Source organism: Streptomyces sp. NBC_00237, assembly GCF_026342435.1.
Lineage (GTDB): Bacteria > Actinomycetota > Actinomycetes > Streptomycetales > Streptomycetaceae > Streptomyces.
In genome coordinates, this window is sequence record NZ_JAPEMT010000008.1 from 44,600 (window position 1) to 70,548 (window position 25,949).

Sequence of the window (25,949 nt, forward strand, 5' to 3'; positions counted from 1 at the left end):
GCCCGCCCCCGCCGCCTTCCCGACTCCTGGGGCCGGTGATGCCCCGCCGGGGGAAGCGACCCCGCCGGGAAGTTGTCCGGGTGCCGCGCGAGGATGCTGCACTGCCGGAGTTCGACCGCGCCGACTGCCCCGAAGGGCTCGTGACCAGAAGGCGGTTACGGGAGATGCAGCTGAGCCCCGGCGACAACGACGGTCCGGTCGCGATTCTGCGCTGCAAGCTCTGCGCGCTCCGTCCGCAGTGGTCCTGCCGCCACCCCACCCGCGGCTTCCTGCTCCGCGTCGACCTGGCGAAGCCCAAGCGGACCCCGTCGCTCGCTCAGGAATGGGCACTGGACCGGGCCATGGCCGCACGATCCACCTGCCCCCAGTGCAAGCGCAGGTACTGGTACTGCCTCCCCCTGCGCACCCAGGGCAGCTGCGACCCCTGCGCCCGGGGCTACGAGCCCAGCCCCGACACCTACGTCACCCCTGCGGCCACCCCGGGACATCGGCTGGCCGCGTAACACCCCCTGATTCCCGGGGCGGCCGCCGGCGACGTGCCCGGCCGCCCCGGTGACACAGGCGGGCGCCGCCAACGGGCCGCCACCCGCCACCACTTGCACCTTCCCCAACACCCGACAGACGAAGGAGAGCCCCACCATGCAGCGAACTGCTTACCGTGCCTCCCTGGCCGTGGCCGATGCCGTGACCGGGGGCCTGGACACCGTCACCGCCGTGATCGGCGGTGCCGCCGGTGCCTGGGCGGCCTACACCCACACCCCCGCCACCTGGCCGACCGACGGGCGCCTGGCCCTGGCCGGCGGCGTCGCGGTCGTGTCCGCCGTAGCCGCGAACTCGCTGGCCGACTTGTTCCTGGCTCCGCTGCGCCGCCGGGTGGTCACGGCGCGCGGCATCGCCCGACCCGCGATCAGCCAGCGTCCTGGCGTGCCGGTGCCGGACACCCTGCCCGAATCGTTGGCGCAGGTCGCCGCCGCGACGGGGGCCGACGCCGCCGTCCGGGCCGCGACCGACGCATGGAACCTGGACCGCAGCGAGGGCTTCCTGCGCAACGAGGACCGGTGGCGGGGATACGAGGACGGCACCGCGTCCTACTTCCTCGCCCCCGGTGTCTGGCTGGTCTACCGCGCCGTGCCGAACCAGTTCGGCCGCGCCAGCGAGTACACCCTGCTGACCGGGGACGGCGAGGAGCCGGTGCCGGTCACGTACATGGAGGAGATCCGCCACCAGCTCGCCGCCCGCGCCGCCGGACTCCCGGCTGCTCCACTCACCGACGACAGCGACCGTGGCGGGCCCGATGACGTCGACCGGAAGGCCGACGACCACGACCAGGGCGACGACGCCGAAGACCGCGTCGGCCTCGAGGCGCAGGCCCTGGAAGCGGTCAGCGGATGACGACCGAAACCCCCGTGTATGGCTGGGACCAGGCCGTCTTCAGGTGCGGCCGGTGCGGTGCTGAGCACACCACCATCACCGAGGCCGACTACCTCACGGTCGTCGGCGCCCACCGTGACGCCCACGCCGTGTGGGACCGACTCAACCCCATCGAGCGGTCAGGCCTCGCCTCGATCCTCCGCACCATCTTGTCCGCGCCGGACCTCGCCGTGGAGCTCCTGGCCCTCGCCGACCGGCAGCAGCCCGGAGTCGACGGCGACGGCGACGGCGCGGACCGGTGAGCCGCGCCGCCGACGGCCCGCACCCGCACCCGCTCACCCCGGCCGACCTCCCGTCCGGGGACGAGTGGGCGCAGTGCTGCCCGCGCTGTCACCTCGTCATCCAGGGCGGCACCGCAGGACTCGCCGCGCACCGCCGCACCGTCCACACCCGTGCGGGCGATCCGCGCCGCCAGATCAACATCCAGTTATGAGCGGCCTGACCGCTCTCGCCCCTTCTCGGAGGCCCGCATGCCCCGCACGCCCGTCACCTGGTACATCGCCACCCCCGCCGACGGCATCATCGAGAGGTCCCGCGAAGCCGGGACCCCGGTGAACCTCGCCGCCAACGTCGGCAAGGTCATCAACCACCCCAACCCCTGCGCCAACAAGTGGTACGACGAGAGCCGCTTCTCCTACTTCCGCATGGTCAAGCGCGTCGGCGAGGCGCTGGAGGACACCAGTATCTGGCCCGCCACCTGGCCGGTGCGGCTGTGGAGCGTGGAGCCGCTGGGCGAGACCGGCAACTGGAGCGAGCGCTACTACCCCTACCGGCTGCTCTCCCACCAGATCCGCGTCCTGGAGGAGACCGACGCCCACCCGGCGCTGGGACCCTGCGGGCGCGACGTCGTGAACGTCGTGCAGCAGGAGATCCCCGAGCGGGCCGCACGCTGGGCGGCGGACTGGGACGCCGACCCCGAAGGCATGCGCCGCCGGAAGTGGAACTGGGAGCAGTGCGGCGGCCCCACCTGCGGCAGCGGCCGGTGGGCGGACTCCATCGCCATGTCGGTCTCCCACAACCGCCGCGAGTCGGCCGCCCAGACCTGGATCGAGCACCTCGCACGCAACACCGTCGACCAGGCCCTCGCCGACACCGACGCCAGCATGATGGCGCGCTACTACGCCTACAGCCGCGCCACCGGCCTCGCGGTCGCCGCCCAGCACCAGAACCGCTTGGAGACGTACGTCCTGGACGCGCTGCGCGGTGTGGGCCTCGACTCCTCTGCCGTGGTCGCAGCTGTCTGATCTGCACCAACAGAAAAAGCATCCTCGGAGGATGCCAAACGCTTGATATGCATCCTTCGAGGATGCATATTGGTTGTGCGGGGGCCGCCCGGCCCCCGCACTCTCCGACCAAGGAGCCCGCCTTGAGTACCTCCCAGACCTTCACCGCCACCGCCGCCGGCGCTGTGTGGACCGACGTCATCAGCCACGTCGGCACGGTCAACGTCACCGTCGACCCGACGCTGAAGAACGCGGTCGTCACGGTCAGCACGAGCGACGACGAGGGCCCCCTCGCCGACGCGGTGCGCGCCGCCACGCAGAAGGAGAGCACCTACCAGAACCTCAACTGCCTCACCATCCGCGTCCCCAAGGTCCAGGGCCACACGATGACCATGGGCAACTCCACGTTCAGCTTCAACGGCGGCAACATGGTGGTCGGCCAGAACTTCGGCGTCGTCACCGGATCCGTCACCGGCATCCACATGGCGGGCGGCGACATCAGCATCGGCGGCCGCAAGGTCGTCTCCGGCGGCCGCGTCGTCGCCGAACAGGGCACCGTCGTCAGCGGCGGCGGCATGGGCACCATCACCGTCGACGTGACGCTGCCCAGCGACCAGTCCTCGATCCGGCTGGAAACCACCAGCGCCGACCTCACCGTCCACGGCGACCTCCAGGTCCTGGACACACACTCGGTCTCCGGCGACGTACAGGCCAAGGGCGTGCACACGCTGCGGGCCAACACCACCTCCGGTGACATCGAGGCGGACCGCATCGACGCCCGCATCGACGCGGTCTCGGTCTCCGGCGACATCGAGGTCGGCGCCTACAACGGCACCGAGTTCCGCGCGCAGACGGTCAGCGGCGACATCCACCTCAGCGCGACCCCCGCCGCCACCGGCACGATCGACGCCACCACGGTCTCCGGCGACGTCACCACGCGCGGCACCAGCCACCTGCACGAGCGCGTGCGCACCGTCTCCGGCAAGCACCGCAGCCGGTGACTTCGCCCCGGGACGGCCGCCACAGTCGCCAAACTCGCCGGCCGTCCCGGGCCTCCCGACCCACTCCACAGGAGCAGGGGGGCACAGACATCGTCCCCTGTATCCCACCTGGAGCCACCATGAGCCCCCGCCCCGACGACCAGGCCCGCACCGAACTGCGGGACCGCGTCGCCCAGGCCCAACAGCGCCGCGCCGCCGAACGCGAACGGATCGAAGCGGAGTTCTGGCAGGAGATCGACACCCTGCAGAAGAGCTACCACGGCGCGCAGCAGGACATCGCTGACGTCCTGGACGTCCAGCGCAACCAGGTCCTGCGGCAGACCAAGCGCTACCGGTCCGCCCCCGACAACAGCTGAACCCCGGTCTCACCCGGATCCGCCCCCCCGGGGGGGCGGATCGCCTCTTCGCTGACGGACGCTCCGTGCCGTCCCGCCCTCGCCCACACGGCAGGCCGGGACGGTCGCGGTGGTCCCTCACCTCACGAGGACCAAGCACAAGTCCACCGAAGGGAGGACGCCATGGCCCTGCACCGCTTCGAGGTCGACGTCCCGATACACAGCCTCAGCACCCCGGCTCTGACCGGCGTGCACGTCTTCGTCGGCCTCGCCGACTCCCCCGCCACGGCCCTGCGCCGCGCCCACGAGGCGTACGACGCCGCGCTCACCGCACAGCAGACCGGGCAGAAGATGCCCGGCATGCAGGCCGGGGACTGGGGAGCACGGGGGCTGCGGACCGGCTGGGAGCTGGAGTGGCCCGCCGCGACGACCAGCTACTGGAACAGCCCGGTCAACCTGCTTAACCCCAGGTAGCTCCGCCCCGGGACAGACGACCGTGCGTCTCAAACCCAACCGTCTGCCCCGGGCCCACCCACCTCGTACAAGACGAGAGGGAGAACCCCAGTATGGACTCCGTCCTGCGCGCGCACCCCCGCATCGGGCAACGCGCCCTTCTACTGACCACCGCCGCCGTTCCGTTGACCGGCTGGGCCGTGCACGCGGCCGTACTGCACCGGCAGTTGGCCGCGAAGAACCGCGACCCGCTCACCGGCCTTCTGCGCCGTGACACGTACACCGCGCGCGCTCACCGCATCCTGCGCCGCCACCGCAGCGACACCGCCGTGGTTCTGGTCGACCAGGACCACCTCAAGACGATCAACGACTGCTACGGGCACGCTGCGGGCGATATTGCGCTCGCGGCGACCGCGGACCGTCTCACCGCGTGGGCGGGCCCGCACGCGGCGGTCGGCAGGCTCGGGGGCGACGAGTTCGCGCTCGTCCTGGCCCTCCCCGCCAAGGGCCGCCAGGAGCGTCTGCAGCAGCTGGTCACCTTGCTGTCCACGCCGGTCCCCCTTCCGGGCGGCCAGCCCATCGCCGTCGGCGCCTCCGTCGGCGCGGCCGTCGCGGACGCGCTCGGAAGCCAGGACCTCTCCGCCCTGCAACGGGCGGCCGACGCCGCCCTGTACGACGGCAAGCACTCCGGCCGCGCCGTCCTCGCCACACCCGTCCACGCCTCCACGCCGTCCGTGAACGGCCGCCGTGCGGGCAGGCCGGGCACACACCAGTGGGGGCGAGCAGCATGACCACTCCCCTGCCGTCGGGCGACTGGATCCGGGCGATCAGCATCAAGCAGCCCTGGACGGCCTGCATTCTGGCCGGGGCGAAGACCGTGGAGAACCGCAGCCGCAACCAGTGGCCGTGGCGAGGTCTCGTGCTCCTGCACGCGAGCCAGAACCTCGACCGGCCCGCCCTGCGCCACCCGCTGGTGGCCACCACGGTGGGCGGCCGTGAACTGGTGACCGGCGCCGTGGTCGGCGTGGCCCGACTGATCAACTGCCACCGGGACGCTGACGGGGCCCCGCCCTGTACCGCGTGGTCGGAGCCCGGTGCATTCCACCTGGACCTGCGCGACGTCCAGGAGCTCGCCCTGCCCGTTCCCGCGCTCGGACGCCTCGGTCTCTGGAAGCCATCTGAGGAGCTCCTCGGCCAGGTCCTGCAGCAGCTGCCCGACCTGCGGCCGTGACCTCCCGCAAGCAGGACAAGCAGTCGTTCGAGCCGGGCATCGTCCCGGCACCGGGCGGGCTGTTGGACTGGCGCGACTCCCGGCACTTCGACAGCCGGCAGGACCGTCCTTGCACGGTGTGCCTGCAGCCCACGCCCATGCGCGCCCACTCCGGTGAGGCCGTCCACAAGGTCTGCGCCGAGGCCTGGATCGCCGCGAATCCGGTCGAGGCCCGCCTCGGCAGGTTTGCCAACGATCTCCAGGTCAAGCGCCGCCACGACGGCGTCCACGCCTAACAAAAATGCCCCGGGGGAAGTCCGTTCCGTCACCAGCCGTGTGGCCAGCCGGACCTTCCCCGGGGCACCCCCACCCTCGCACGCTCAAGGAGCGCCTTGACCATGCACCCCGAAACCCATCACGGAGTCCGGTCGCAGGTCGCCTGGCTCCCGGCCTCCCGGACGCCGTCCACGGCAGCCGCCGTCACCGAGGCGGAGCTCGCCTACCCCCAGCCCGCAGCGCACCCGCTGTGGTCGCGCCGGGCCAAGTGCCGCCCGCTGACCCCGCAGGAGCAGCAACACAACCGCGAACTCCTGCTGGCCGCCCTGCGCGGCCCGCACACCTAGGAGGCCCCCGGTGACCCATGACTGGGACGCCCTCGCCGCCGACCACCTGCCCCTCGCCCCGCTCACTCCGGAGCAGGTCACTGCGGCCCGCCACACCACCGCCCACCACGCCCACAGCCGCGCCGATCTGACGTTGCTCCTGGATGCCCTGGGCATCCCCGCCGCCCTCCCCCTCACCCCACCTGGAGACCCGATGAAGACCTCGACCTACACCGCGCAGCAGGCAGTGGCTGTATCCCTCCACACCAACGGCACTCCCCTGACGGAGATCACCCGGTACACCGGGATCTCCGAGGAGGACCTCGCCCCACTCCTCGCTGACGCACAGGACGGCACCCCTGTGTTGGCCGGTGGACTGGAAGACCTTCTCGTCTGGGCACAGCGGCACAGCGCGCCCAGCGTCCAGCGCAAGGCCGACCGCATCCGGGCCGACATCGCGGAGCTCACCGCCCGCCGCCAGGCGGACGACGCCGAAACCGCCGCGCAGGAACGCGTGGCAGCCCTCCAGGCCGAACTCCAGCAGGCGCAGGAGGCGCTGCGCGCCGTCAAGACCGGCAGCCGCTCCCCCGCTCCCTCCGTGTCGCAGCTGCCGCAGGGGGTGGGAACGGAGGACATCCGGGCGTGGGCGAGGAGCAACGGCCACGAGGTCAGCAACCACGGAAAGCTCCCTCAGCGGATCGTCGACGCCTACACCGCCGCCCACCACACCCTCACTCTGGCGGAGGCGAGCTGATGGACGCCATACCGCTCGCGCTGGACGGCTACCTGGCCGCGGAACCCGAACAGGGCGACCGTGAGGACAGCGTCTCCTGGCGGCTGACCTGCTCCACCGGCACCGACCACCTGGTTGAAGAGGCGGTCATCCCCTGCACCACCACGCAGCCGCAGATCGCCCACGCCTTGCTCACCGAGCGGCAGCCCGGCGACCTGCTCCGCGTCACGGGAATCGTCACGCTCCCCGACACCGCAGGCGGAATCCTCCAGCTGCACGTGGAGACCCTTGAAGTGCTCTGGGCGGCACCGTTGTTGGACACCGGCGAGGAGATCACCGCCATCTCGACCACCGCGGAGGCGGACTGCGGCAGGGCCATCGAGGCTCTCTCTGAAGCCCTTACCGGCCTCGGACAGGCCGCACCCGGCGCGGGTCCCAGCATCCGTATCCACATCAGCCCGGCCGGGGCCCTGGGATCGGGCCTGGAGCACTGCCGGAGCGTCGACATCGTGCCGTCCCTGGCCCACCGGCTCGCCGACTACGTCGACACCATGAGCTGCCACCTGGACAGCGAACGACCCGACAACGTCGTCCTGGACGCGGACACCCTCGCCGACCTGGCCGATCTGTTCGACGGCATCGACCTGACCGACCTCACCAACACGGTCCTCAACGCGACCCGCCCCGAGTCCCGGCCCGCGGTCACCCGCGCGATGGACGACATGTTCGGCGACATGCCCGCCCCCGAGGACATCGACCCGTGACCGCCACCCGAACCCGGGGGGAACCAGCCCCGATACCTCACCGCACTCCGCACGGCTCCCGGCCCACCGATGCGTACGCCGCCACCCAGCACGACCGGGGCCAGGACGCCAAGGTCGTGATGGACCGGGCCGGTGACCAGTTCCTCGTAGTCCCCGACCACACCCCCCAGTAGGACCTAGCGCTACCACCCCGATCGGCCCGGGGCGGCCGCCGGCCACATGCCCGGCCGCCCCGGGTGCCACCCCTCAACTCGAGGAGAACCTTCGTGACCCTCTTCATCGACGCCGCCCCCGGCGAGGCCTTCCATCTGTCCGGACTCGAGCCGGGCTTCGACCCCTTGCACGGCATTCCCACCGCCGCGCTGGGTGAGGAATGCGACCGACTCCTGGCCGTAGGCCACCTGGCCGACCGCGCCGCCCTCGCCATCACCAGCGCCTACCACCGACGGACCCTCGGAGAGCTCATCGTCCCCGGCCGCGAACTCAACGACCTGATCGCCTTCGGTACGCACCGCGTCCATGTCCGCGCCGTGAGGGCGCAGCTGGGCGACGACTGCCCCTGGTACGTCGACGATGCCTCCCCCAGCCATCCCGCTGCGCAGGCCGCCACCGTCATCCACTGCGAATGGCTGGAGCGGGAAGAGATCAAGCCCGCTTCCGCGTTCCCGGCCTGCACCCGCATCAGCCGCTCGACCCGGTTCGGCCCCGGCGACGCCGGATGGGCCTCGTACCACCGCTGCCGTCACTGCGCCCACCAGTGGCTCCCGCCGGTCGCCGCGATCCACCCCGACCTGCCGCGGGCCCTTCGCCGGCCCCGTGCTGCTACTCACGTCCTGGAGACGCCCTCGTGCACACGCTCCGCCTGACCTCGCCCAGCCGCCTCAACCCGCCCACCGAACCCGAGGGATCCCCCGTCCCACCCGTAGCCGACTGCGCCTTCTGCGCCATCGCCGCTGGGGAAGCCCCGGCCGTCATCGTCCGCGAGTGGCCCGACGCCCTCGCGATCCGCCCCCGCTCCGGAGGCGTCAACGCCAGCCACGTCCTGGTCCTGCCACGCGTGCACGTCGACGACGCCGCCACCGATCCCGAGGTGACCGCCGCTGTGATGCGCCGGGCCGCTGAGCTCATGGCCGACTTCCCCGCCGGGAACCTCATCACCTCCAGGGGAGCCGCGGCGACTCAGACGGTCTTCCACCTCCACGTCCACGTCCTGGCCCGAGAGGAAGGCGACGGCCTACCTCTTCCCTGGACCCCGCAGCACACCGTCCGCCTCGTCATGGCCCGCGAGCCGATCCCCGCCGGCCTCAAGGTCTTCTTGGCCGGGCCAACCCCCGATAGGAGCACGCCGATCCCGTCCTGGCGGCCCGCGGCCCTCGACCTCATCACCGCCCAGTGGACCGGACCGGAGCCGCTGACCGTCCTGACCCCCGAGTCCCGCGACGGCATCCGGGCCGAACGCTACGAGCACCAGGTCGACTGGGAGACCGAAGCCCGCGCGTCAGCCGACGCGATCCTCTTCTGGATCCCCCGCGACATGAAACGAATGCCGGGCATGACGACGAACGTCGAGTTCGGCCTGGACGTGAACACCGGCCGCGCCGTCCTCGGAATCCCAGCCGACTGCCCCAACCCGGAACGCAACAGGTACCTGGCCTACGTGGCCCGCCGTCACGGCGTCCCGGTGTGCGAAACCCTGGCCGACACCGTGGCAGCGGCCCTCACGGCGGTCACCACCTCAACCGCTCCCCGGTAGCCCGCTAGAGGGTGTGTGGCCTCCCCCGGCTCCTGCCTCTCCACGACCCCTGCGGCCGGCGCCGCCCACCCCTTGCCACCAGAAGGGCTCTGTATGAACGTCTGCACCAAGCACCGAGACAACAAGTTCCCCGTCGTGGCCCTCCCCTTCCAGCCCGGCCCCGAGTCGTACACCTGCAAGGGGTGCGGCAACCAGTTGGGTACCGAGGCATACCGGCGCGCCCACCACTGCCCCTGCTGCGGCGAGAAGGTCACCCACACCTGCCTGGGCACCGGCCGCGGCTCCGCCCACTGCCCGCACTGCGGCCGCATCGACTCCGCCACCCTGCACTTCCTGCCGGACGAGGACCCCATCGCCGAACTGCTCGCCGGCCAGATGGAACCCCCCGCCGACTTCACCGCCACCCAGTGCACCCGCCAGCTGCTCGGTGACGAGATCGCCCACTTCATCACCTGGTCCTGGCGGGACCGGAACTACCACCACGGCACGCTCGCAGTACGCGGCAAGTCGATGAACATCCGACTCGACACGGGCACTCGCGTACTTGAGGCCGCCACCGGGTGCCGCAGCCGCAGCTGCCGAGGCCAGCTCTGGCACCCCATCACTGCCGCCGACGACCTCCTGGCACTCCACCGGGGTGAACCCGGACGCAATGCCGTCTCCCCGTGCAGCCGATGCGGGCAGCCGACCACGACAGAGTGACCACTCCCCAGCCCTCATGTCCGAACCGTCAGAGGAGCACGATGACCACCGACCCCACCGCCCAGACCCGCCTCGAGCTTCGACTCCGCGAGAAGTACGTGAGCGCGCTGCACGGCGCCAACGGGCCCGACTTCGACGGAGCCAGCGCTGCGGCCTTCATCGAAGGCCTCCCCCTCGACTCCCCCGCCGACTGGCCGCACATCGTCGTGCTCTGCGGCAGCACCCGCTTCTGGACTGAGTTCCAGCAGGTCAACGCCCGGGAAACAGCGGCCGGTCACATCGTCCTGGCCCCCGGCTGTGACCTGAAGCGTCCCCACCCGCTGTGGGCGACCCCGGCGCAGGCCGAGGCCCTCAAGCCGAAGCTGGACGTGTTGCACCGTCAGAAGATCCTGCTCGCCGACGAGGTCGTGGTGGTCGCGCCGGGCAGCTATGTCGGTGCTTCGACGCGCTCCGAAATCGAATACGCGGACAAGATCGGGCGCCCCGTCCGCTGGATCACGGACCTCACGCACTCGTGAACCGATACCCGAAGGCCCGCACCGTCGCGAACTCGCGACGGTGCGGGCCTTTTTACGTTCAGGCCTCGCCGGAAGGCAACCATGCAACGGCTGACGTCCGACGAGGTTCCCTCCACCCGGGACAGGCCACCATCGGGGGAGGGGGGCACGAAGGCCAGTCCCGGCAGAGGCTTCATGCGCACTGAGACGCCATCGGCAACTTCTTTACGCCGTAAAGAATCGCGAGGCGCTCGAGCCCTCCAGAGTTCTTTACGCCGTAAAGAACTCAGCGGCTCAGCCGTCCCCGGGGCTCCGTCTTTACGGCGTAAAGATGCCCGAAGGGTGCGGCGGGCCCGGCGGGGTGCGAGTGATCTTTCTCCCGCTCCTCTTTACGGCGTAAAGAGCCGAGGCGTGCCTCCAGGCCCCCAGCGGCTCGCTAAGCTCCAGCCCGAGACACCAGCAAGACCAGCAAGACCTACCTGGAGTGTGAATGGCCGGCGCGCAGAACGATGGACTCTCTGTAGCGGAGCGAAGGCGGCAGCTCCGAGCCCAGCGGGAACAAGAAGAGGCCGCTGAGGGTCAGGGCAACACGACGGCCGCTGGCGCAGCCTCCACTCCGGAGATGCCGCTCGACTCCCTCGTTCACAATCCACGCAACGCCCGCCAGGATCTGGAAGGCGTTGAGGGTCTCGCGGACACCTACGAGGACGCGGGGGTGTTGCAGCCCTGCCTCGTCATCCCCGTGCAGACGTTCCGGGAGGCGTTTCCCGAGGACGCGGACAAGCTCCCGGCTCAGGGGCATGTGGTCCTCGCCGGTAACCGCCGCCTGGCCGCCGCGCGCCGTGCAGGACTGGCGACGCTGCCGGTGCACCTGAACCCCAAGCTCAAGACCAGGCTGGGAATTCTCATTGCGGCGGCGACAGAGAACATCGCCCGCGAGGAGCTCAAGCCCTTCGAGGAGCTCGCCACGATCGAGGAGCTGAAGGCGGAACTCGGTACGTACGACGCCGTCGCCAAGAAGCTCGGCAAGACCGCGGGCTGGGTCTCTCAGCGACGCCGCCTTGGGAACCTTGAGCCCGAGCTCCGGGAAGCGCTGGAGAGGCGCACTCCGGGCATGACCATTGAGCTCGCCCGGGACCTCGGCAAGCTCAAGAAGCGCGATGAGCAGCTCGCGGCGTGGAAGGTCGAACAAGAGCGCGTCGCGCGCCGCGCTGACGACCCGAAAGCCGAGAAGCGCCCCAAGGCGAAGAAGGCCAGCAGGGTGCCTGCGCAGGGAGGAGCCGATGGCGGAGGCGGGGCCCCGCTGGATGACGGCGCGAAGTCCCGGCGTGACGCCTGCCTCCTCGCCATCGCCACGGGAACCGGCGATCTCCCCCGCCTCTCCATCATCGCCGCGCAGGTGCCGGTCGACCCCGATGAGGCAGTCGCGCTCGCCGGGCAGTGGCTCACCGAGGCCGCAGAGGGCTCCTCTGCACTGGACGTGGACACCCTCGCGAACGAGGAAGGCACCGACCGCCAGCTCGCAGCCGCACTCGCCCTGGCCCTCGCGCGCTGCGAAATCCATCTGACTCGTACAAGCGGAGCCGACTCCGCCCATGCCCGTGCGTACACGCACTGGCTGGAGACGCACACCGACGAACAGCCTGCCGCCGCTGAGTCCGCTCCGACGGCGTAGAGCGGAGAACACATGAGCACCGACACCCCGACCCCGCCCGCTGACACCGGCCGCAAGACCCGTGTCCTGACGCTCGCCAGCGGCTCAGCCGGAGCCGGTAAGAGCACCCTGGCGGCAGCCCTCGCCGAACAGGCCGCCGCGCACGGCCAGACCGTGTGCGTCATCGGTCTCGACCGCCAGTGCGACGTCTCCCGCCTCCTCGGCTACGACAACCCCGACGCCGACGAAGAGCTGCCCACCCTCATCGACGTCGTGGACGGCATCTGCACCCTGACCGAAGCCCTCGTCCCCGGACGCCACAGCAAGACCGGCGCGATCCTCCCGGGTCTCTGGCTCGTTCTGGAGTCCGGCAAACTCGACACCCTCAGCGTCAAACTCGCGGGCGTCACCGCCCGCGAGATGTGGCTCTTCCAGCTGCTACCGGAACTGCTCGGGCGATTCGACATCATCCTGCTCGACTGCCCCGGCAACCTGGACCTCGGAACTCAGGGCGCGCTCATCGCAGGCCACGAGATCGTCGGGTGCACCAAGTCCCAGGAGAAAGAAGCCCGCGGCCTGACGGCGCTCGAAGACAAGATCGCCGCGCTCCACAAGAACTTCCGCTTCATGGGGATGCCTGACGCGCTCGCCTGGGTCGTCATCGGCGAAGGCGTCACCAGCGTCTCCCAGGGCAAGGTCTACTTCGATATCGAGCGTCAGGTCAGGGAGGCGTACGGCGAACTCGTTGTGACACCGACCGTCCGCGATGACGTCAAGGTGCCCGAGGCGTACTCGGCCTCCCTGCCCATCACGCTCTACAACCCCCGATCCGACGCAGCCGCGGCCTACGTCAAGATCGGCAAGGCCATGAACCTCTACAGCTGACCAACCGTTTCCATTGGAAACGCCGCAGGGGCCCGACTCCCCAGAGGAGGACGGGGTGCCGGGCTCCTGCGCGTCACGGGTCAACTCCGGCCTCGACGTAGATCACGCACGGTCAACACCACCAACGTGCAGAGCACTCCGGCAAGTGCGGCGATCAACAGCAAGCGCGTCCCAAGCGCGTACGAACCCAGCGGCAGCACCATAAGCGCGCCGACGACCAGGAAGCACGCGATCAGGTGTCGGGCCAGGATGAGCCCGGTACGGCCGCGCAGCAGGTTTCCCGGACGGCCGCTCACGACTGCGACTCCATGCTGTGTCCAGTGGTGGGCCGTGGAGCGCCTGCGACTGCACGCAGTAGTTGTTCGGCTGCAGCCCTGACGGTCGTGATCTTCGATGCCGTGCCCTCCAAGTGGGCGAGCGACAACACGGTGACCGCGGGACGCATTACCTGGCTGAGCGGCAGCAGGTGTAGTTCCAGCGGGTCCTCGGCCTCTGCGTACACGGCCTCGACGGTGCCCGCTCCAGACGTCCCCCTGCGGGAATTTTCATCAGGAGGGCCCGGGCCAGCACCTGGTCCCTCTCTGCGGGGACCCAGTCACCTGCCAGTACGGCCTGCATCCCGTGAGCGAGCTGTTGCAGTGCGGCCTCCGCGAACCCCTCCACGGGCGGGTCAGCTGACGACCAAAGGGGTGGTGTCCACGTCATGTGCCGGACCCTATCGGCCGACCGCCCCGCGCACCCCGCAGTTCGCGAAGGCCCGGGGCGTTCCGGCGGATCCGGCCCATGAGCGGGGGAAGGGTTGGGACGCTGAGGGGATGAGCGCACCCCTTCGCCGCGTGTACGGCACCGCCCACGATGACCCACACCCGGGCCCGCAGGACGGTCACGCCTACGTCGAGCTCGTCGGCGGCCCGCTCGACGGCGAGCTCCTGGACGTCACCAGCTGGACCGAGTCCGAGCGGGAGACCGGCGCCTACCTCATCACCGAGGCCGGCGCGTACGGACCGGGCGGGCGCGCCTCGTACGGACCCCGGCCATCGGTGCCTCAGATCTGGGACTGGGAAGGTGATGGGCCGTAGCCCGGAGAACGGGTGCGACCCCGCGACTTCCCCGCGCGGCTTCGGTCAGGTACCGGCGACCGCGTCCAGGAGCAGCCTCAGCTCGGAGAGGACAGCGGTGGTCTGCGCGCTGGGGGCCGTCAGCTCACCGAGCGCAGCCGCAGGGGAGAGGATGTCGACTAGCCTCCCGTCGTGTACACGGTCCCCGACCGCGCGCAGCTCGGTCCGTACACGGCCATTGCTCAGCCCGCCACGAGCGAGAGCCTCCGCAAGGTCACGCTCGGCTGGACTGGGCTGCCACCGGCCGGTGATGAAGTCGTCGCGAAGCACGCCGACATCGTGGGCGAGGGCCTGGAGCAGAGCATCAGTAGTCACAGGCTGTCCAACGAGGCCACGCCGGGCAGGCATCGAAGGCACGCCGTACAACCTGCCACCCGCCGAATCGTTGACTGGGCATGACCCTCAACTCGCCGCCGGAGAGCTTTTGCAGCACAGTGTCCGCCCTGGCCGATGCCACGGCTGAGACGGCATGCACGCTGGCCGACACCGTGGAAGTCGGGGGCTGGCCGGACAACGACCAGGTCGGCGTCCACGACGCGCTCGCAGCGATCGACGCTCTCGTCGCGGCACTTGCCCAGTACGACCTGGAGGCCGTCGCGATCCTTGCGCCCATCGCGACCGCGACCGAGGACATGCGGCGCTACCTCGATGCCCCGAAGACGGATCCAGCAGAGCCGGCGGATGACAGGAACGAGGAGCGCGCAGTGCCCGCCGCCCCGGACCCAGAGCATCAGTTTGGTGGCGAGACTCCAGCCGTGAGCGAGACACCGGAATCCGAGCCCGGGGCGCAGACGACGGTGGATCCACCCGCGCTCCCGGTCCAGCGAGGTGTCCGCAGAAGACGCGTTGGCCTGGGGCCGGGCTACGGCGGCATCCAGGTTGCCCAGGTTCCCGGCAGCGAGGGACCCCGTCGCGCCGGTCTGCGCTGAACGCATGGCACGCCCCGATGCGCTGCATCCGGTGTCCTGCATTGGGGCATGGGAACACCCAGGTGGCGAGGTCGCATTGGGGCGTGGACGGGGCGGCAGAGGCGAACCAGTGGGCACTTGTGTACCGAGGTGAGACCTGACTGCTTGCCGGTCAGGGACCGGTGAGGATGTCGTGGGTGCCGATCCGGCGCCAGATGATGTGCTGCGCGCCGGGACGTATTGCCGGTCCGTACTGCCACGTCGCGCGGCCGTTGCCGTCCCAGGTGAGTTCGAAGACGCCGGGCGCGCGACGGATACCTTTCACGCGGAGGCCGGCGCGGAATCGTCCTCCGGCGCGCAGGTCCGCGACGAAGGTCGCCACGGTCTGGATGAATCGGCGGCGCTGTTCCGGGGTGAGGCGGTCGAGGTCTGCGGTGAAGCGGGACGTGGTCTCGTAGGTCGGCACGCGGTCCTCCAGGAAGCACGAAGCCCCCGGCGGCGCCGGGGGCGGTGGGTGTCTCGCTCTGGTGCGGAGTCGGTGGTGGCGGATGCGGGGTGGGACGTTCTTGGTGGTCGTACGGGGGAGTGGTACGTGAAGGTGCGCTGGATTCCGCAGGAGTCGGCTACTTCGCGTTTTTGAGGCGTGTGAGGTGGGTGGGGCCGTCGGTTGCGCAGCATTTGCATGGCCCTCTGAAGGGCGTTCCGAGCGAAGGCCGGTGCCCGCCCGGCGGGCGCGATGCCGCCGCAAGTGCCCGCCAGGTGAGCAGTTCCGGTGAATCCTCCCGCCTCACGGGATCAGGCTTTCGCGCAGGTCAGAGCCGGTGTTCGCTGCGGGAATGCTCAGCATCGCGAAGGTCCAGCGGCGTAACGCCTGGCGGTACTACGTGCGCGGGGTTGCGTACGGGGACGGACGCCGCCCCGTCGGCCAGGCGTTGAAGGACGCCCAGGAGACGGCCGGGCTCCCGCCCGGGGTGTGGAGGGGGCGCGGCCTGGCCGCGCTCGGACTCACCGACGGAGCGAGGGTGACGGAGCGGCAGATGGAGCTGCTGTTCGGTCGGGGCCAGCATCCGGACGCCGACCGCATCGAGCGGCGCCTCCTGGACGACGGCGTCGATCCGGGTACGGCACGGCGGGCCACCGTCCTCGGCCAGCCGATCGAGGAAATCGAGGCCCGCAAGCAGACCCCGCTGCTCGCCCTGGACTTCACCTTCCGGCCGCAGGCATCGCTGGTCGTGCTGTGGGCACTGGGCGATGAACGGACGCGCCGGGTCATCGAGCGCGCGCACGAGCGGGCCGTCGCCGCGACCCTTCGCTGGCTGGAGGACGAAGTCGCGGAGATCCGCTGGGGGTCCGGCCGCCACCGCGCGAAGGCCCCGGCCCTGGTCGTTGCGGCGTACCGCCACTTCGACAACAGGAACGGATTTCCCCTCCTGCACGAGCACTGCCTGATTGCCAATCGGGCACAGCGCCCGGACGGCTCCTGGTACGCGCTGGACACGGTCCGTCTCTATCAGCATGTGGTGGCGGCAGGGACGCTCTACACCCTCACGATGACCACCGAGGTGTGCGAGGAGCTCGGACTGGCGACCGTGCCCCGGGAGGTGACGCCGGGCCTGCGCCCGGTGATGGAGATAGCCGGGGTCGACCAGGAGCTCATCGCCTGGTCCTCCACCCGTCGCCGGCGGATTGAGGACGTCCTGGAAGGCATCACCGATGACTACATCCGCAAGCACGGGCGGCTGCCGGGTGAGCGCGCCCGCCACGGTCTGGCGTGGTGGGCGGCGCAGGAGACCCGCCCGGAGAAGAAGACCCCGCGCCCGCTGGACCAGCTGCTCGCGTGGTGGCGCGTCTGCGCGCTCCTGAAGTTCGGGCAGCGGGTGGTCGATGGGCTGCTGGAGCGGTGCCGGGCAGCCGGTGCGGTGATCCGGGCCCGGGTGGGGCCACGGGTGGACACCGCGCTCGCCGCCGTCGACGTCGCCGCGGTTGTCTTTACGGTGCGCAACGTCTTCGCTCGCCGCCATGTCTTGGCCGAAGCGCGTCGGCACCTGCTGGAGACCCTGCGTGGCCGCGCGCTGCCGCCCCGCATCGACAGCTACATTGCCGACCGTGCCCTGGAGTGCTACGGCCGTCAGCTCACCGTGCCCCAGAAAGGCCAGCGGGCCCCGGCCCCGGATCAGCTCTCCTACACCTGCGATTTTTCCTGGCCCGTTCGTTGGTGGATCGCGGGAGCCGACGGGAAGCCGCCGCGGGAGTCATCGCGCTACGAGCGGGCCCGGGTTGCCAGCCTTGCCCTGCAGAACGCGATCCGCGCCGCCCTAACCGCGCCGCCCGCCGTACGGGACGGAGCTCCGACCGCGACGTCGAAGGCCTCACGGCCCGTCGACGACCACCACGGCCACGACGACCAGACCGCGCCTCACGCCGTCGACCACCCCGGCCGGGACGCCGCTCGTACTCCGGCGCAGCACGCCGCCACCATCCACGCCCACCAGCAGGCGGCGATGCCGCAGGAATACCTCGAGGGCCGGACGACGGACCCCGCGACGTGGATGACCTCACCGCAGAACCTCGCCCGGATCGCCGCGCACACCCGGGCCGCAGAGGCTCGCAGCCGCCAGGTCGAAGAGAAGGCACGGGGTGTGGAGCAGGCGAAGCAGCCTGAGCCGTCCGCAGATCCGGGCAGTCAGCAGCACCACCCCACGGCGCAGCCGGACCAGAGCAGGGGGCCCGGCCGCGCGGGCTGAGCGATGCCAACCGGCCAGCCCATGGCCAATCTGCGCCTTCACCCGCGAGCCCCGGCAGCCCGGATCGAGAATCGTGATGCCGGGAGCACCCGGGCCACCCCCACCTTGGAGTGCCACGTGACCTATGAGGCCCGCGACCTGAACCTGACCGACCCGACGCAGAGCTATCTGCACTTCGTCCTCTACACCCAGGTCCAGAACGGGATCGCGTCGTCGACGCTGAACGCCGAGCTGGAGATCGATGCTCAGCAGACCGTGACGCCACACTTCCAGGAGTGGCTGAACAGGCTGGTGCGCTGCGAGCCCAGCGCGATGCACTGCACCCTTGTGGCGCCGACGAAGATCCCTGCCCTGTTCCATCCGTGCGTCACGGAGGACGAGAACAGCCCGTCGGCCATCAACGGATCGGGCTGCATCTGCCGCCGCACCTTCTACGACCCCGAGTTCGGGCTGCCGGTCGTGGCAGAGCACTTCAAACACGTGGGCACCGGCGGCACGGACCAGTGGAGCTACAAGACGTACGCCCCACTCGAACTGCGCCCGGATGACATCTTCAGCCGCTTCCACACCGGCCGCAGCCTGTTCTGGGCCCGTACGGACAAGGGCGACCTGTCGATCCTTCCGCAGCGCCACGGCATGGGCTACAACCTCGGGTACAACGGCGGAGGCCCGCACGCCCTGGCCGCCTACCTCACTCAGATCGCCCGCAACGACGGAGGCACCACGCCCGCCGGCGTCCCGTACGAGGACGCGCACCCGGCGATCCTGGCCTGGACGCAAAGCAAGGCGGCGGACCGTGGCACGAACGAGCTGTCGCTCAGCGACCTCCAGGCCATGATGCAGAGCTGACCGGCGCACCAACCTGGCGCCCCACGGACCCGGCGTCCGTGGGGCGTCCGCGTGTGCGCCGCCATCGGGAAGGCCGGGCCCGTAGATGATCCGCGTCGCGGGACGGACAGCGAAGTCGCTGCGCCAGCTTGCGGGACGCTGCCGCAGTGTCCGCCCTGGACACGGTGGGGATCGGCGAGGGTGCGGGAGAGTGACCCGCCCGAGTTTGGAGGCCCCGATGGCCAACCCGGCCCCGACGTACATCTCGCCGAAGCAGCTGAAGCGACTGGAGGAGCTCGCCGCCGCGAGCCAGTTACGCGCGGCACTGTTTCCGTCCCCGTCCCCGAAGACGCCGCCGGCCCGGCGCCGCTCCCGCCAGTACCCCGGCGGCCTGCCGAACCCGTGGTGGTCCGCGCGTCCGCGCCGACGTCTCCAGGGGTGAGCCGACACGTCGGGCGCCCCTGTTCGCCCGGTTGCGGCAGCTGAATCTTTACGGCGTAAACCGCGTCCGCATGACGATGTACCGCCCGGCGAGTGGAGCCCATCGTGGTGTGCATCGGGTGGGAGTGGAACCCATCGGGATGTCCATTGGGTGGAAGTGGGCGAGCACCGGCCGGTGGGGGAGTGGAGCATCCCGACATCCGGTGCACCCACTGGATGTCGCCGGTGCACGACATCGTGCGCACCGGCGACATCCGATGCACGACATCGTGCGCACCGGTGCGCGCACCGACGATGTCGAACACTCCCGGCCGCTGCACCGGTGCGCATCGCGGTGCGCCGTACTCGCCCGCCAGCGCACCGTGGTGCGCCCACCGATGCGATGGTGCGCGCACCGGTGGGCCCTGGTGCGCGCACCACATCCTCGGTGCGCGCACCCAGCGCACCGCCTGCCCGAGCCGGTGCGCACCGGTCGGCCGGCACCCCGAAGTGCGCGCACCGGCACGCTCTCTCCCCACCCGCATGTGATCTGTCCCACGTGCGGGCCTCCCATAGCGTGCATTTGGGACTTCGAGGGGATCGCGGGCAAGGGGGCGTGTGATATAGGGACTTCGCCATATCCGGCTCCATGCGATACAGGCGTGGCGCACTGTCCAGAGGCGCGCCGCGCACCGCGATGCGCTCCGCGGGATGGCCGGTGCGCGCACCTTTCCCGCAGTCGCGCCGGCGGTGCGCGCACCGGGCCGCGCGGCCGCGCGCCACCGCACCGGCCGCGTGCAGGGTGCGCACCGCGATGCGCACCGTCGGCCTGGGAGTGGATGCCGTAGTGCGGAGTGGGCCGTGCCCGATGTTCGCCACTGCATCGGATGTCCGGACGCGATGCACGGCATCCGATGCTCGACATCGCGGTGGGAGTGCCCAACATCGTCTCGGGAGTGCGCGACATCGTGGTGGGGAGTGCTCAGCATCGCCTCGGGAATGCACGACATCGCGATGGACAGTGCGCGGCATCCGATGCCCACCGCTGGGTCCGGGCCGGTGCATCGTTCCTTGACCAGGTTGGAAAGGGGTGGCATCTCGCCGGAACCAGGCGATGCGCGAGGGGGGGAGAAGTCTCTGTCCTGGTGGCGGCTGCCATCCAGGGCGAGGCATCGCCCCTTGACAGGGTCCGCTAGGTGCCGGATCTCGCCCGGCCCTGACAGGTTCCAGGCGCGCATTCGGCACCTTGGACTGGAGCGGAGAGGGGTCCGAGCTCCGGCGGCGCATGTGATCTGGCCCACGGACAAATCCGCCCGGTCGGGGGCCGGTCAAGGGCAAAGCGGACACTGGGCGGGTGGGGGTGGGAGACCGCGGACAAGGGGTGCTTTCACACGGTGGCTCCGGCCCGTACGCCTCTGCGTGCGGGCCGGACCTGTCACCGATCCGGCCTCGTACGGCCGGAGAATCCCGAGGACCCGATGACCACCGCACCCACCCCGCAGACTCCGCCGGCCCCGGCGGGTTCCCCTGCGACGGCGAGCCCCGCGCCGGGCCCCGCGGCAAGCCCCGTTCCCAGCCCCGCAGCGCTTGGCCGCCGCCTGAGCGTTGTCGCTGATCAGACCCCGAATTCGCCTGCCACGGACGATTGCAACTCCTCTTCTCCCCGTACTGATGTACCTGGAGAAGCGTCCCGGCCCCGGAGGAAAGTGGCGCCGGCGAAGGCAGGAGCGGACATCCGCGGCGAGGTCCTGCTCACCCTCGCTCAGCTGCGACTGGCCACACCCCGCCAGCTCAAGGCACTCCTGCTGGACCACCAGCAGGGCACCGACCACGTCCGCCGGGCGCTGCGCAACCTGCTCGCCGAATCCCTGGTCGGCCGGACCAACCGTGCGCAGCAGAGCTACTGGTACTGCACTCCGGCGGGCCTCGCCGAAGCCGCAGCCTCCGGCGAGCTCGCACCCACGACCGGCCGGGCTACGGGCAAGCGCATCGCCGCCAGCAAGACGGGACTGCGCGAGCACGGCCTCGCCCTGGTCGACTCCGTCGTCGCCTTCCATCAGGCAGGGGAGGCCGACTTCGCGGACTGGCGGGTGGAAGTCCCCCACCCCACCCCGGCCGGGAATCTGCTGCCCGACGGCGTGGTGCTCCTGAACGACGGGGCCAGCGCGTTCGTGGAGATCGACCGGACCATGTCCTATGCCCGCCTGGTCGGCAAGCTGGAGCGGTACGACGCCTACCGCAACGCCCCGCCGTCCGGGCGCGGGAACGCCGCCCGCGCTCCGCGCAATCACTGGCAGGAGACCTACGCCGGGCCCTCTCTGGACCGTCCGTTCCCGGCGGTGCTGTTCGTCTTCGCCCCGGCCCCGCGCCGGGCGGCCCCGGAGACAAGGGAGACCGCCTTCCACGACCGGGCCCGGGAGGTCGGGAGCGTGAACTACCGGCTCACCGTGGCGACCACGACTCTGCCCCTGCTGATGAAGCGCGGTGCGGGCAAGGCGGTGTGGCGGGTCGTCGGCAGGCACCGCGGCGAAGAGCGCCTGCCTTTGGCCGCGCTGCCGAAGGCACGGTGACCTCGGCGGGCCCGGCTCCCCCTCGGGCCGGGCCCGCCGGCCCTCGGAACCCGCATTGCCGACGGGGCGCAGAACCGATCGCCCGGAGGCTCAGCCGCAGGCCGACCCGGCGCATCCGGACGGCCGGTCGCCAACCAATTTCACGCGAGCGAACTACCGCACAACGCCTCAACTCGGTCCAAATGAAGCCTTGGTATGAGATTCGCTGAATTTATCCACAGGGAAAACCTTTTACGGTGCGTGTCCGCTTCCGGGTGTGAGGTGCCGGGACGTAGATCGAAAGGGCACGGCCATGGCACAAAGCAAGTTCGATAAGCAGGTGGAGAAGGACGCCGAATCCCTCGCGCTCGGGATCGGACGGGTGCTGTCCGGCCGAGACCTGGACGGTGTGAAGCGAACTGACGCCACGTTCTGGCACGCGGGCACCCGGGTCCTGCCGAAGGTGGAGGGCAAGGTCCCGCGCCGCTCCTACAAGCCCGGGTGGCGACGCCTGTCCTTCCGCCTCGCCCTCGGAGCGGGCGTCGCGGAGAGCGGCTACCTCTCCACCCGGGACCTGGACGCCACCATGAGCACCCTCCAGGAACTGTGGGACAACCGGGAGTCGGCGCTCGCCGCGCTGGAACCCGGCGGGATCGGCGCAGCCTCCGTCCTCACCGTGGGCAGCGCGGCGTACATGGTGCTGACCCGCGAGCGCCGCGAGCTGATGCGCGAATGGGTAGGCCCGCTGCACGACGCCCTCCACCGGCCGCTCGGGCTGGCGGAGCAGACCGAGCCGCGCCGCTACCTCCACGTCCCGAAGAACTTCTCCGACGACGACGCACAGATACGCGTCGACCTGCCCAGGAGCCTGGGCTTCTCCCGTGAGGTCGTCGCCGACCTCATCACCCAGAAACTCGCCCTGGAGGGCGTCACGTTCTCCTGGCACCCGGAGGGCCGCAAGCCGTACGTGCTCGTCAAGAAGACCCGCAAGCCCCCGGCGAAGGCCGTCTTCAAGGACCCCAAGACGCGGGACCTGGTGGCCAAGGCCAAGGAGTCCGCGCCCATCATCGGGTTCGGGGCCGGCGGGCGGATCGTCTCCGTCGACCTGGACGCCGAATCCCCGCACATCCTGGTCAACGCCAGTACGGGCGGCGGCAAGTCGGTGACCCTGCGCTGCATCGCCTGCCAGATGCTCCACCACGGCAGCCACGTCTTCGTCCTCGACACCAAGCGGATCTCCCACCCGTGGGCGCGCGGCGTTCCGAACGTCACCTACTGCGCCGACATCTCCGACATCCACGACCAGCTCATCACCCTCGGAATGGAAGGACGACGCCGCACCCGGGTCGCCGACGAACTGGGCATCGGCGCCGACCCGAAGGCCATCGGCCCCCGCCTGTTGATCCTCCTCGAAGAGGTCAACGCGACGATGAAGCAGCTGGCCCGCTACTGGGAACGGATACGCGAGCCCGGCGACCCGAAGGTCTCCCCGGCGATCGACGCGCTCAACGAGATCCTCTACATGGGCCGCCAGCTGCGCATGCACGTCCTCCTGGTCGCGCAGTCCGCGACCGCCCGCGCCCTCGGCGGCCCGGAGGTCCGCGAGCAGTTCTCCACCCGCATCCTCGCCCGCTACAGCGTCAACGCCTGGCGCATGCTCGCCCCCGAGGTCCATCCCGCGCCGAAGTCCACCAAGCACCCCGGGCGCGCCCAGGTCGTCACGGGCGGCTCCGCGAGCGAGACACAGGTGCTGTTCTTCACCGAGGCCGAAGCCCGCGAGTGGGCCAGCACCGGCACGGCGGCCGCCAATCCGCAGCACACGGTCCTCCCCGCACAACCGGGCCCGGCGGCACTGCACACGCCGACCGCCCCGCCCGCCGACTCCCCGCCCGCCGACTCCCCGGCCGACGCCTGGAGCGCCCCGGCTCTCCCGCCCACCACCCCCGATCCGGCACCGGCCGCCGACGTCCTCGCCGACGCCGGGAACACCACACCCCCCACCCAGGCCACCGAACCGGGCACGGCCAGCACCACGCCGCCGCCGGTGCGCCCGGCCCCGGACGACGACGACCAGGCGGTGGGGCTCCGTAAGGCGTTCGAGAACCATCTGCCGGGTGTCGCCAGCCTCGACGCGCTGCGCACCGCCCGCGCGAAGGACCGCACCTTCCCCAAGCCGGTCGACAAGCGCGGCGCCGAACTCCTCTACCGCTTCGGCGACATCAAGCGCTGGGCACGCAACCGGCCCCGCGCAGGCACCGGCACCACAGACCTCGACTGACCGCCCCGGCCCGCCGATACGGCCCTGTCCGGTTCAGCCGACACGATTCCCCCGCCCTGGAGAACACCCGGTTCACCAGGCACCACACAGAAAAGGAACACCGCCGCCATGTGGAAGACCACCGCGAAGAGCACCCTCCCGCAGCAGCTGCGCCTCACCGATGCGGGCGTCCACGAGCAGCTGGAAGCGCTGCCCGCCTCCCAGGTCCTCATCGGTCTCGGCACCGGCCAGCAGCCGGTCTGCGTCGACCTGGACCACGAATCGCCGCACGTCCTGGTCTGCTCCGCCACGGGCGGCGGCACCTCCACCGCCCTGCGCACCCTGACCGCCCAGCTCCTGCACCACGGCGGGAGCGCCCTGATCCTCGACACCAAGCGCGTCTCCCAGTCGTGGGCGCGCGCCCTGCCGACGGTGACCTACCGCCGCGACATCGCCGACGTCCACGACGCCCTTCTCGGCCTCAGCGCCGAACTGCAGCGCCGCCTCCACCACGCCGACGCGCACGGTGACACCGACGACCTGCCCCGCCTCACGGTGGTGTTCGAGTCCGCCGGCCACACCCTGCGGCAGCTCGCCCGCCACTGGGACAAGGTCCGCCAGGCGGGCGAGCCGAAGACGTCCCCGGCCGTCGCCGCGTACGAAGAGGTCCTCTTCGCCGGGCGCGAGGCCCGCATCCACATCCTCGCCGGAGCCCAGATCTACAGCGCCGCGCTGGGGCGCGAGCAGTTCTCCACCGTGCTCCTGGGACGGGCCACCACCCGCACCTGGAGCACGGTGGCCCCGCAGATCGCCACCGCCCCCAAGGCCAGCACCCTCCCGGGCCGCTTCCACGCCGTGCAGGGCTCCACCGCTCACCCCACGCAGGTCCTGCTCCTGAGCGAGACCGAAGCCGCGGCGTGGGCCACCGCCCCGCACCTCGAACAGAGCTGATGCCGAAGCCGAATCGGCCGCACCCGGCCCTGTCCGGTTCGGCCGACACGATCCACCACGACCGGGAACACACCCCGTTCACCAGGCACCACACAGAAGAGGACCACCGCCCCATGACGAACACGAAGCTCCCGCAGGTGCTGCACTTCACCGACCCCGGCCTGCGCGAGCAGATAGAGGCACTGCCCGAAGGGACCGCCCTCATCGGCATCAGCACCACCGGGCGGGCCATCGCCGTCGACCTGGACGCCGAATCTCCGCATGTCCTGGTCTGCACCGCCACCGGTGGCGGCAGCACCACGATGCTGCGCTCCCTGACCGCCCAGTTCCTGCACCAGGGCGCCCACGCCCTGGTCCTCGACCCCAAGCGGATCTCCCACCTTTGGGCGAAGTCCCTTCCCACGGTGACCCACCGCGGGAACATCGCCGGAATCCACGACGCCCTGGTCCACCTCGCCTCCGAGCTGGAGCGCCGCCTCGACCTCGACGGCGACCTGGACGACGTGCCGCGTCTGATCGTCGCGGTCGACGAGGCCAACACCACGCTGCGCCAGCTCGCCCGCTACTGGGAGACCTTCCGGCAGAAGGACGACCCGAAGACATCCCCCGCCATCGCCGCGCTCGAAGAAGCCCTCTGGGTGGGACGCGCGGCCGGCATCCGCGTCATCTTCGACGGACGCCCCCAGCCCACCGTCCTCGGAGCAGAGGCCCGCGAGCTGTTCGCCACGGTGATCCTGGCGCGGTTCACGGCCGACACCTGGCAGCGCCTCGCCCCGATGGCCGGCCCCGTCCCGAAGCAGAGCCCGCACCCGGGCCGCTTCCACGTCGTCCAGCAGGACACCACCCACGAAACGCAGGCGGTCCTGATGACCGACGCCGACGTCGTCACCTGGCTCACCGACCCGCAGGACACGGAGAGCTGACGTCCGGA

General features: G+C 70.8%; 33 protein-coding genes. 30 read left to right on the forward strand and 3 right to left on the reverse strand.

All coding sequences use genetic code 11. The features are described from left to right. The first annotated feature begins 80 nt into the window (after window positions 1-80). The 21 genes from OG897_RS40125 (at window position 81) to OG897_RS40225 (ending at window position 13,243) form a co-directional block, all read left to right on the forward strand. Window positions 81-503 (forward strand): RRQRL motif-containing zinc-binding protein, encoded by a 423-nt coding sequence (locus OG897_RS40125; RefSeq protein ID WP_266665335.1) that lies wholly within the window; start codon window positions 81-83, stop codon window positions 501-503. A 136-nt stretch (window positions 504-639) separates the two neighbouring features. Beyond that, a complete protein-coding gene (locus tag OG897_RS40130; RefSeq protein ID WP_266665337.1) occupies window positions 640-1,392 on the forward strand; it encodes a hypothetical protein in 753 nt (250 codons plus the stop codon). Continuing rightward, a complete protein-coding gene (locus tag OG897_RS40135; RefSeq protein ID WP_266665339.1) occupies window positions 1,389-1,673 on the forward strand; it encodes a hypothetical protein in 285 nt (94 codons plus the stop codon). The genes OG897_RS40130 and OG897_RS40135 overlap by 4 nt, the downstream gene beginning before the upstream one ends. Continuing rightward, on the forward strand, window positions 1,670-1,864 hold the full coding sequence (locus OG897_RS40140) for a hypothetical protein (RefSeq protein ID WP_266665341.1): 195 nt from the start codon (window positions 1,670-1,672) through the stop codon (window positions 1,862-1,864). Before OG897_RS40135 ends, OG897_RS40140 begins: the two co-directional genes overlap by 4 nt. 37 nt (window positions 1,865-1,901) lie before the next feature. Beyond that, a complete protein-coding gene (locus OG897_RS40145; RefSeq protein ID WP_266665343.1) occupies window positions 1,902-2,675 on the forward strand; it encodes a hypothetical protein in 774 nt (257 codons plus the stop codon). 122 nt (window positions 2,676-2,797) lie between these two features. Next, a complete protein-coding gene (locus tag OG897_RS40150; RefSeq protein WP_266665345.1) occupies window positions 2,798-3,655 on the forward strand; it encodes a DUF4097 family beta strand repeat-containing protein in 858 nt (285 codons plus the stop codon). A gap of 119 nt (window positions 3,656-3,774) precedes the next feature. After that, on the forward strand, window positions 3,775-4,011 hold the full coding sequence (locus OG897_RS40155) for a hypothetical protein (RefSeq protein WP_266665347.1): 237 nt from the start codon (window positions 3,775-3,777) through the stop codon (window positions 4,009-4,011). A gap of 162 nt (window positions 4,012-4,173) precedes the next feature. After that, on the forward strand, window positions 4,174-4,464 hold the full coding sequence (locus OG897_RS40160) for a hypothetical protein (protein WP_266665348.1): 291 nt from the start codon (window positions 4,174-4,176) through the stop codon (window positions 4,462-4,464). 92 nt (window positions 4,465-4,556) lie between these two features. Next, on the forward strand, window positions 4,557-5,234 hold the full coding sequence (locus OG897_RS40165) for a GGDEF domain-containing protein (protein ID WP_266665349.1): 678 nt from the start codon (window positions 4,557-4,559) through the stop codon (window positions 5,232-5,234). Then, the gene (locus OG897_RS40170; protein WP_266665350.1) at window positions 5,231-5,674 is read left to right on the forward strand and encodes a hypothetical protein; all 444 of its coding nucleotides are present in this window, start codon (window positions 5,231-5,233) and stop codon (window positions 5,672-5,674) included. Before OG897_RS40165 ends, OG897_RS40170 begins: the two co-directional genes overlap by 4 nt. Further along, window positions 5,671-5,949 (forward strand): hypothetical protein, encoded by a 279-nt coding sequence (locus OG897_RS40175; protein ID WP_266665351.1) that lies wholly within the window; start codon window positions 5,671-5,673, stop codon window positions 5,947-5,949. Before OG897_RS40170 ends, OG897_RS40175 begins: the two co-directional genes overlap by 4 nt. A 102-nt stretch (window positions 5,950-6,051) precedes the next feature. Then, window positions 6,052-6,276, forward strand: coding sequence for a hypothetical protein (locus OG897_RS40180; RefSeq protein ID WP_266665352.1), 225 nt, complete (start codon window positions 6,052-6,054; stop codon window positions 6,274-6,276). Between the two features lie 10 nt (window positions 6,277-6,286). Next, window positions 6,287-7,009, forward strand: a complete 723-nt coding sequence (locus tag OG897_RS40185) for a histone-like nucleoid-structuring protein Lsr2 (RefSeq protein ID WP_266665354.1) — start codon at window positions 6,287-6,289, stop codon at window positions 7,007-7,009. Then, window positions 7,009-7,752, forward strand: a complete 744-nt coding sequence (locus OG897_RS40190; protein WP_266665355.1) for a hypothetical protein — start codon at window positions 7,009-7,011, stop codon at window positions 7,750-7,752. Before OG897_RS40185 ends, OG897_RS40190 begins: the two co-directional genes overlap by 1 nt. Continuing rightward, window positions 7,749-7,925 carry a hypothetical protein gene (locus OG897_RS40195; protein ID WP_266665357.1) on the forward strand — a complete coding sequence of 59 codons (177 nt, stop codon included), beginning with the start codon at window positions 7,749-7,751 and terminating at the stop codon, window positions 7,923-7,925. The genes OG897_RS40190 and OG897_RS40195 overlap by 4 nt, the downstream gene beginning before the upstream one ends. Window positions 7,926-8,018: 93 nt before the next feature. Next, window positions 8,019-8,618 carry a hypothetical protein gene (locus tag OG897_RS40200; RefSeq protein WP_266665359.1) on the forward strand — a complete coding sequence of 200 codons (600 nt, stop codon included), beginning with the start codon at window positions 8,019-8,021 and terminating at the stop codon, window positions 8,616-8,618. After that, window positions 8,600-9,505, forward strand: coding sequence for a nucleoside 2-deoxyribosyltransferase domain-containing protein (locus OG897_RS40205; RefSeq protein WP_266665361.1), 906 nt, complete (start codon window positions 8,600-8,602; stop codon window positions 9,503-9,505). Before OG897_RS40200 ends, OG897_RS40205 begins: the two co-directional genes overlap by 19 nt. Before the next feature lie 93 nt (window positions 9,506-9,598). Next, window positions 9,599-10,207 (forward strand): hypothetical protein, encoded by a 609-nt coding sequence (locus OG897_RS40210; protein WP_266665363.1) that lies wholly within the window; start codon window positions 9,599-9,601, stop codon window positions 10,205-10,207. Window positions 10,208-10,248: 41 nt separating this feature from the next. After that, on the forward strand, window positions 10,249-10,725 hold the full coding sequence (locus OG897_RS40215; RefSeq protein WP_323188167.1) for a hypothetical protein: 477 nt from the start codon (window positions 10,249-10,251) through the stop codon (window positions 10,723-10,725). Window positions 10,726-11,326: 601 nt separating this feature from the next. Further along, window positions 11,327-12,379: a ParB N-terminal domain-containing protein gene (locus tag OG897_RS40220; RefSeq protein ID WP_266665365.1), complete on the forward strand. Its 1,053-nt coding sequence runs from the start codon at window positions 11,327-11,329 to the stop codon at window positions 12,377-12,379. Window positions 12,380-12,391: 12 nt separating this feature from the next. Continuing rightward, on the forward strand, window positions 12,392-13,243 hold the full coding sequence (locus OG897_RS40225) for a ParA family protein (RefSeq protein WP_266665367.1): 852 nt from the start codon (window positions 12,392-12,394) through the stop codon (window positions 13,241-13,243). Window positions 13,244-13,323: 80 nt separating this feature from the next. Here OG897_RS40225 and OG897_RS40230 read toward each other — a convergent pair whose 3' ends face one another. Further along, complete coding sequence (locus OG897_RS40230; RefSeq protein WP_266665369.1) at window positions 13,324-13,539, reverse strand: hypothetical protein; 216 nt, start codon at window positions 13,537-13,539, stop codon at window positions 13,324-13,326. Between the two features lie 519 nt (window positions 13,540-14,058). On the opposite strand from OG897_RS40230, the gene OG897_RS40235 reads away from it, so the two are divergent. Beyond that, a complete protein-coding gene (locus tag OG897_RS40235; protein ID WP_266665371.1) occupies window positions 14,059-14,322 on the forward strand; it encodes a hypothetical protein in 264 nt (87 codons plus the stop codon). Between the two features lie 45 nt (window positions 14,323-14,367). Here the strand turns inward: OG897_RS40235 and OG897_RS40240 are convergent, their stop codons facing one another. Beyond that, complete coding sequence (locus tag OG897_RS40240; protein ID WP_266665373.1) at window positions 14,368-14,676, reverse strand: hypothetical protein; 309 nt, start codon at window positions 14,674-14,676, stop codon at window positions 14,368-14,370. An 80-nt stretch (window positions 14,677-14,756) separates the two neighbouring features. Here OG897_RS40240 and OG897_RS40245 point away from each other — a divergent pair, with 80 nt between their 5' ends. Next, window positions 14,757-15,290: a hypothetical protein gene (locus OG897_RS40245; protein ID WP_266665375.1), complete on the forward strand. Its 534-nt coding sequence runs from the start codon at window positions 14,757-14,759 to the stop codon at window positions 15,288-15,290. Between the two features lie 151 nt (window positions 15,291-15,441). Here the strand turns inward: OG897_RS40245 and OG897_RS40250 are convergent, their stop codons facing one another. Next, complete coding sequence (locus tag OG897_RS40250) at window positions 15,442-15,735, reverse strand: hypothetical protein (protein WP_266665377.1); 294 nt, start codon at window positions 15,733-15,735, stop codon at window positions 15,442-15,444. A 370-nt stretch (window positions 15,736-16,105) separates the two neighbouring features. Between OG897_RS40250 and mobF the strand changes: the two genes are divergently transcribed. The 7 genes from mobF to OG897_RS40285 all read left to right on the forward strand — a co-directional run bounded on the left by mobF (window position 16,106) and on the right by OG897_RS40285 (window position 25,941). Further along, window positions 16,106-18,013: a MobF family relaxase gene (gene mobF, locus OG897_RS40255; RefSeq protein WP_266665379.1), complete on the forward strand. Its 1,908-nt coding sequence runs from the start codon at window positions 16,106-16,108 to the stop codon at window positions 18,011-18,013. A 117-nt stretch (window positions 18,014-18,130) separates the two neighbouring features. Beyond that, the gene (locus OG897_RS40260; protein WP_266665381.1) at window positions 18,131-18,862 is read left to right on the forward strand and encodes a hypothetical protein; all 732 of its coding nucleotides are present in this window, start codon (window positions 18,131-18,133) and stop codon (window positions 18,860-18,862) included. A 190-nt stretch (window positions 18,863-19,052) separates the two neighbouring features. Then, a complete protein-coding gene (locus OG897_RS40265) occupies window positions 19,053-19,283 on the forward strand; it encodes a hypothetical protein (protein ID WP_266665383.1) in 231 nt (76 codons plus the stop codon). A gap of 1,684 nt (window positions 19,284-20,967) precedes the next feature. Continuing rightward, complete coding sequence (locus tag OG897_RS40270; RefSeq protein ID WP_266665385.1) at window positions 20,968-21,831, forward strand: replication-relaxation family protein; 864 nt, start codon at window positions 20,968-20,970, stop codon at window positions 21,829-21,831. A 292-nt stretch (window positions 21,832-22,123) separates the two neighbouring features. Further along, window positions 22,124-24,088, forward strand: coding sequence for a DUF87 domain-containing protein (locus OG897_RS40275; RefSeq protein ID WP_266665387.1), 1,965 nt, complete (start codon window positions 22,124-22,126; stop codon window positions 24,086-24,088). Between the two features lie 108 nt (window positions 24,089-24,196). Continuing rightward, window positions 24,197-25,018 (forward strand): hypothetical protein, encoded by an 822-nt coding sequence (locus OG897_RS40280; RefSeq protein ID WP_266665389.1) that lies wholly within the window; start codon window positions 24,197-24,199, stop codon window positions 25,016-25,018. A gap of 113 nt (window positions 25,019-25,131) precedes the next feature. Continuing rightward, a complete protein-coding gene (locus OG897_RS40285; protein WP_266665391.1) occupies window positions 25,132-25,941 on the forward strand; it encodes a hypothetical protein in 810 nt (269 codons plus the stop codon). Window positions 25,942-25,949: the final 8 nt, after the last annotated feature.

Coding starts and splice junctions, on each gene's coding strand:
- OG897_RS40130 (WP_266665337.1), top strand. CDS start 640: ATGCAGCGAACTGCTTACCGTGCCTCCCTGGCCGTGGCCGATGCCGTG.
- OG897_RS40135 (WP_266665339.1), top strand. CDS start 1,389: ATGACGACCGAAACCCCCGTGTATGGCTGGGACCAGGCCGTCTTCAGG.
- OG897_RS40145 (WP_266665343.1), top strand. CDS start 1,902: ATGCCCCGCACGCCCGTCACCTGGTACATCGCCACCCCCGCCGACGGC.
- OG897_RS40155 (WP_266665347.1), top strand. CDS start 3,775: ATGAGCCCCCGCCCCGACGACCAGGCCCGCACCGAACTGCGGGACCGC.
- OG897_RS40160 (WP_266665348.1), top strand. CDS start 4,174: ATGGCCCTGCACCGCTTCGAGGTCGACGTCCCGATACACAGCCTCAGC.
- OG897_RS40165 (WP_266665349.1), top strand. CDS start 4,557: ATGGACTCCGTCCTGCGCGCGCACCCCCGCATCGGGCAACGCGCCCTT.
- OG897_RS40170 (WP_266665350.1), top strand. CDS start 5,231: ATGACCACTCCCCTGCCGTCGGGCGACTGGATCCGGGCGATCAGCATC.
- OG897_RS40180 (WP_266665352.1), top strand. CDS start 6,052: ATGCACCCCGAAACCCATCACGGAGTCCGGTCGCAGGTCGCCTGGCTC.
- OG897_RS40190 (WP_266665355.1), top strand. CDS start 7,009: ATGGACGCCATACCGCTCGCGCTGGACGGCTACCTGGCCGCGGAACCC.
- OG897_RS40210 (WP_266665363.1), top strand. CDS start 9,599: ATGAACGTCTGCACCAAGCACCGAGACAACAAGTTCCCCGTCGTGGCC.
- OG897_RS40215 (WP_323188167.1), top strand. CDS start 10,249: ATGACCACCGACCCCACCGCCCAGACCCGCCTCGAGCTTCGACTCCGC.
- OG897_RS40220 (WP_266665365.1), top strand. CDS start 11,327: ATGCCGCTCGACTCCCTCGTTCACAATCCACGCAACGCCCGCCAGGAT.
- OG897_RS40225 (WP_266665367.1), top strand. CDS start 12,392: ATGAGCACCGACACCCCGACCCCGCCCGCTGACACCGGCCGCAAGACC.
- OG897_RS40235 (WP_266665371.1), top strand. CDS start 14,059: ATGAGCGCACCCCTTCGCCGCGTGTACGGCACCGCCCACGATGACCCA.
- OG897_RS40245 (WP_266665375.1), top strand. CDS start 14,757: ATGACCCTCAACTCGCCGCCGGAGAGCTTTTGCAGCACAGTGTCCGCC.
- mobF (WP_266665379.1), top strand. CDS start 16,106: ATGCTCAGCATCGCGAAGGTCCAGCGGCGTAACGCCTGGCGGTACTAC.
- OG897_RS40275 (WP_266665387.1), top strand. CDS start 22,124: ATGGCACAAAGCAAGTTCGATAAGCAGGTGGAGAAGGACGCCGAATCC.
- OG897_RS40280 (WP_266665389.1), top strand. CDS start 24,197: ATGTGGAAGACCACCGCGAAGAGCACCCTCCCGCAGCAGCTGCGCCTC.
- OG897_RS40285 (WP_266665391.1), top strand. CDS start 25,132: ATGACGAACACGAAGCTCCCGCAGGTGCTGCACTTCACCGACCCCGGC.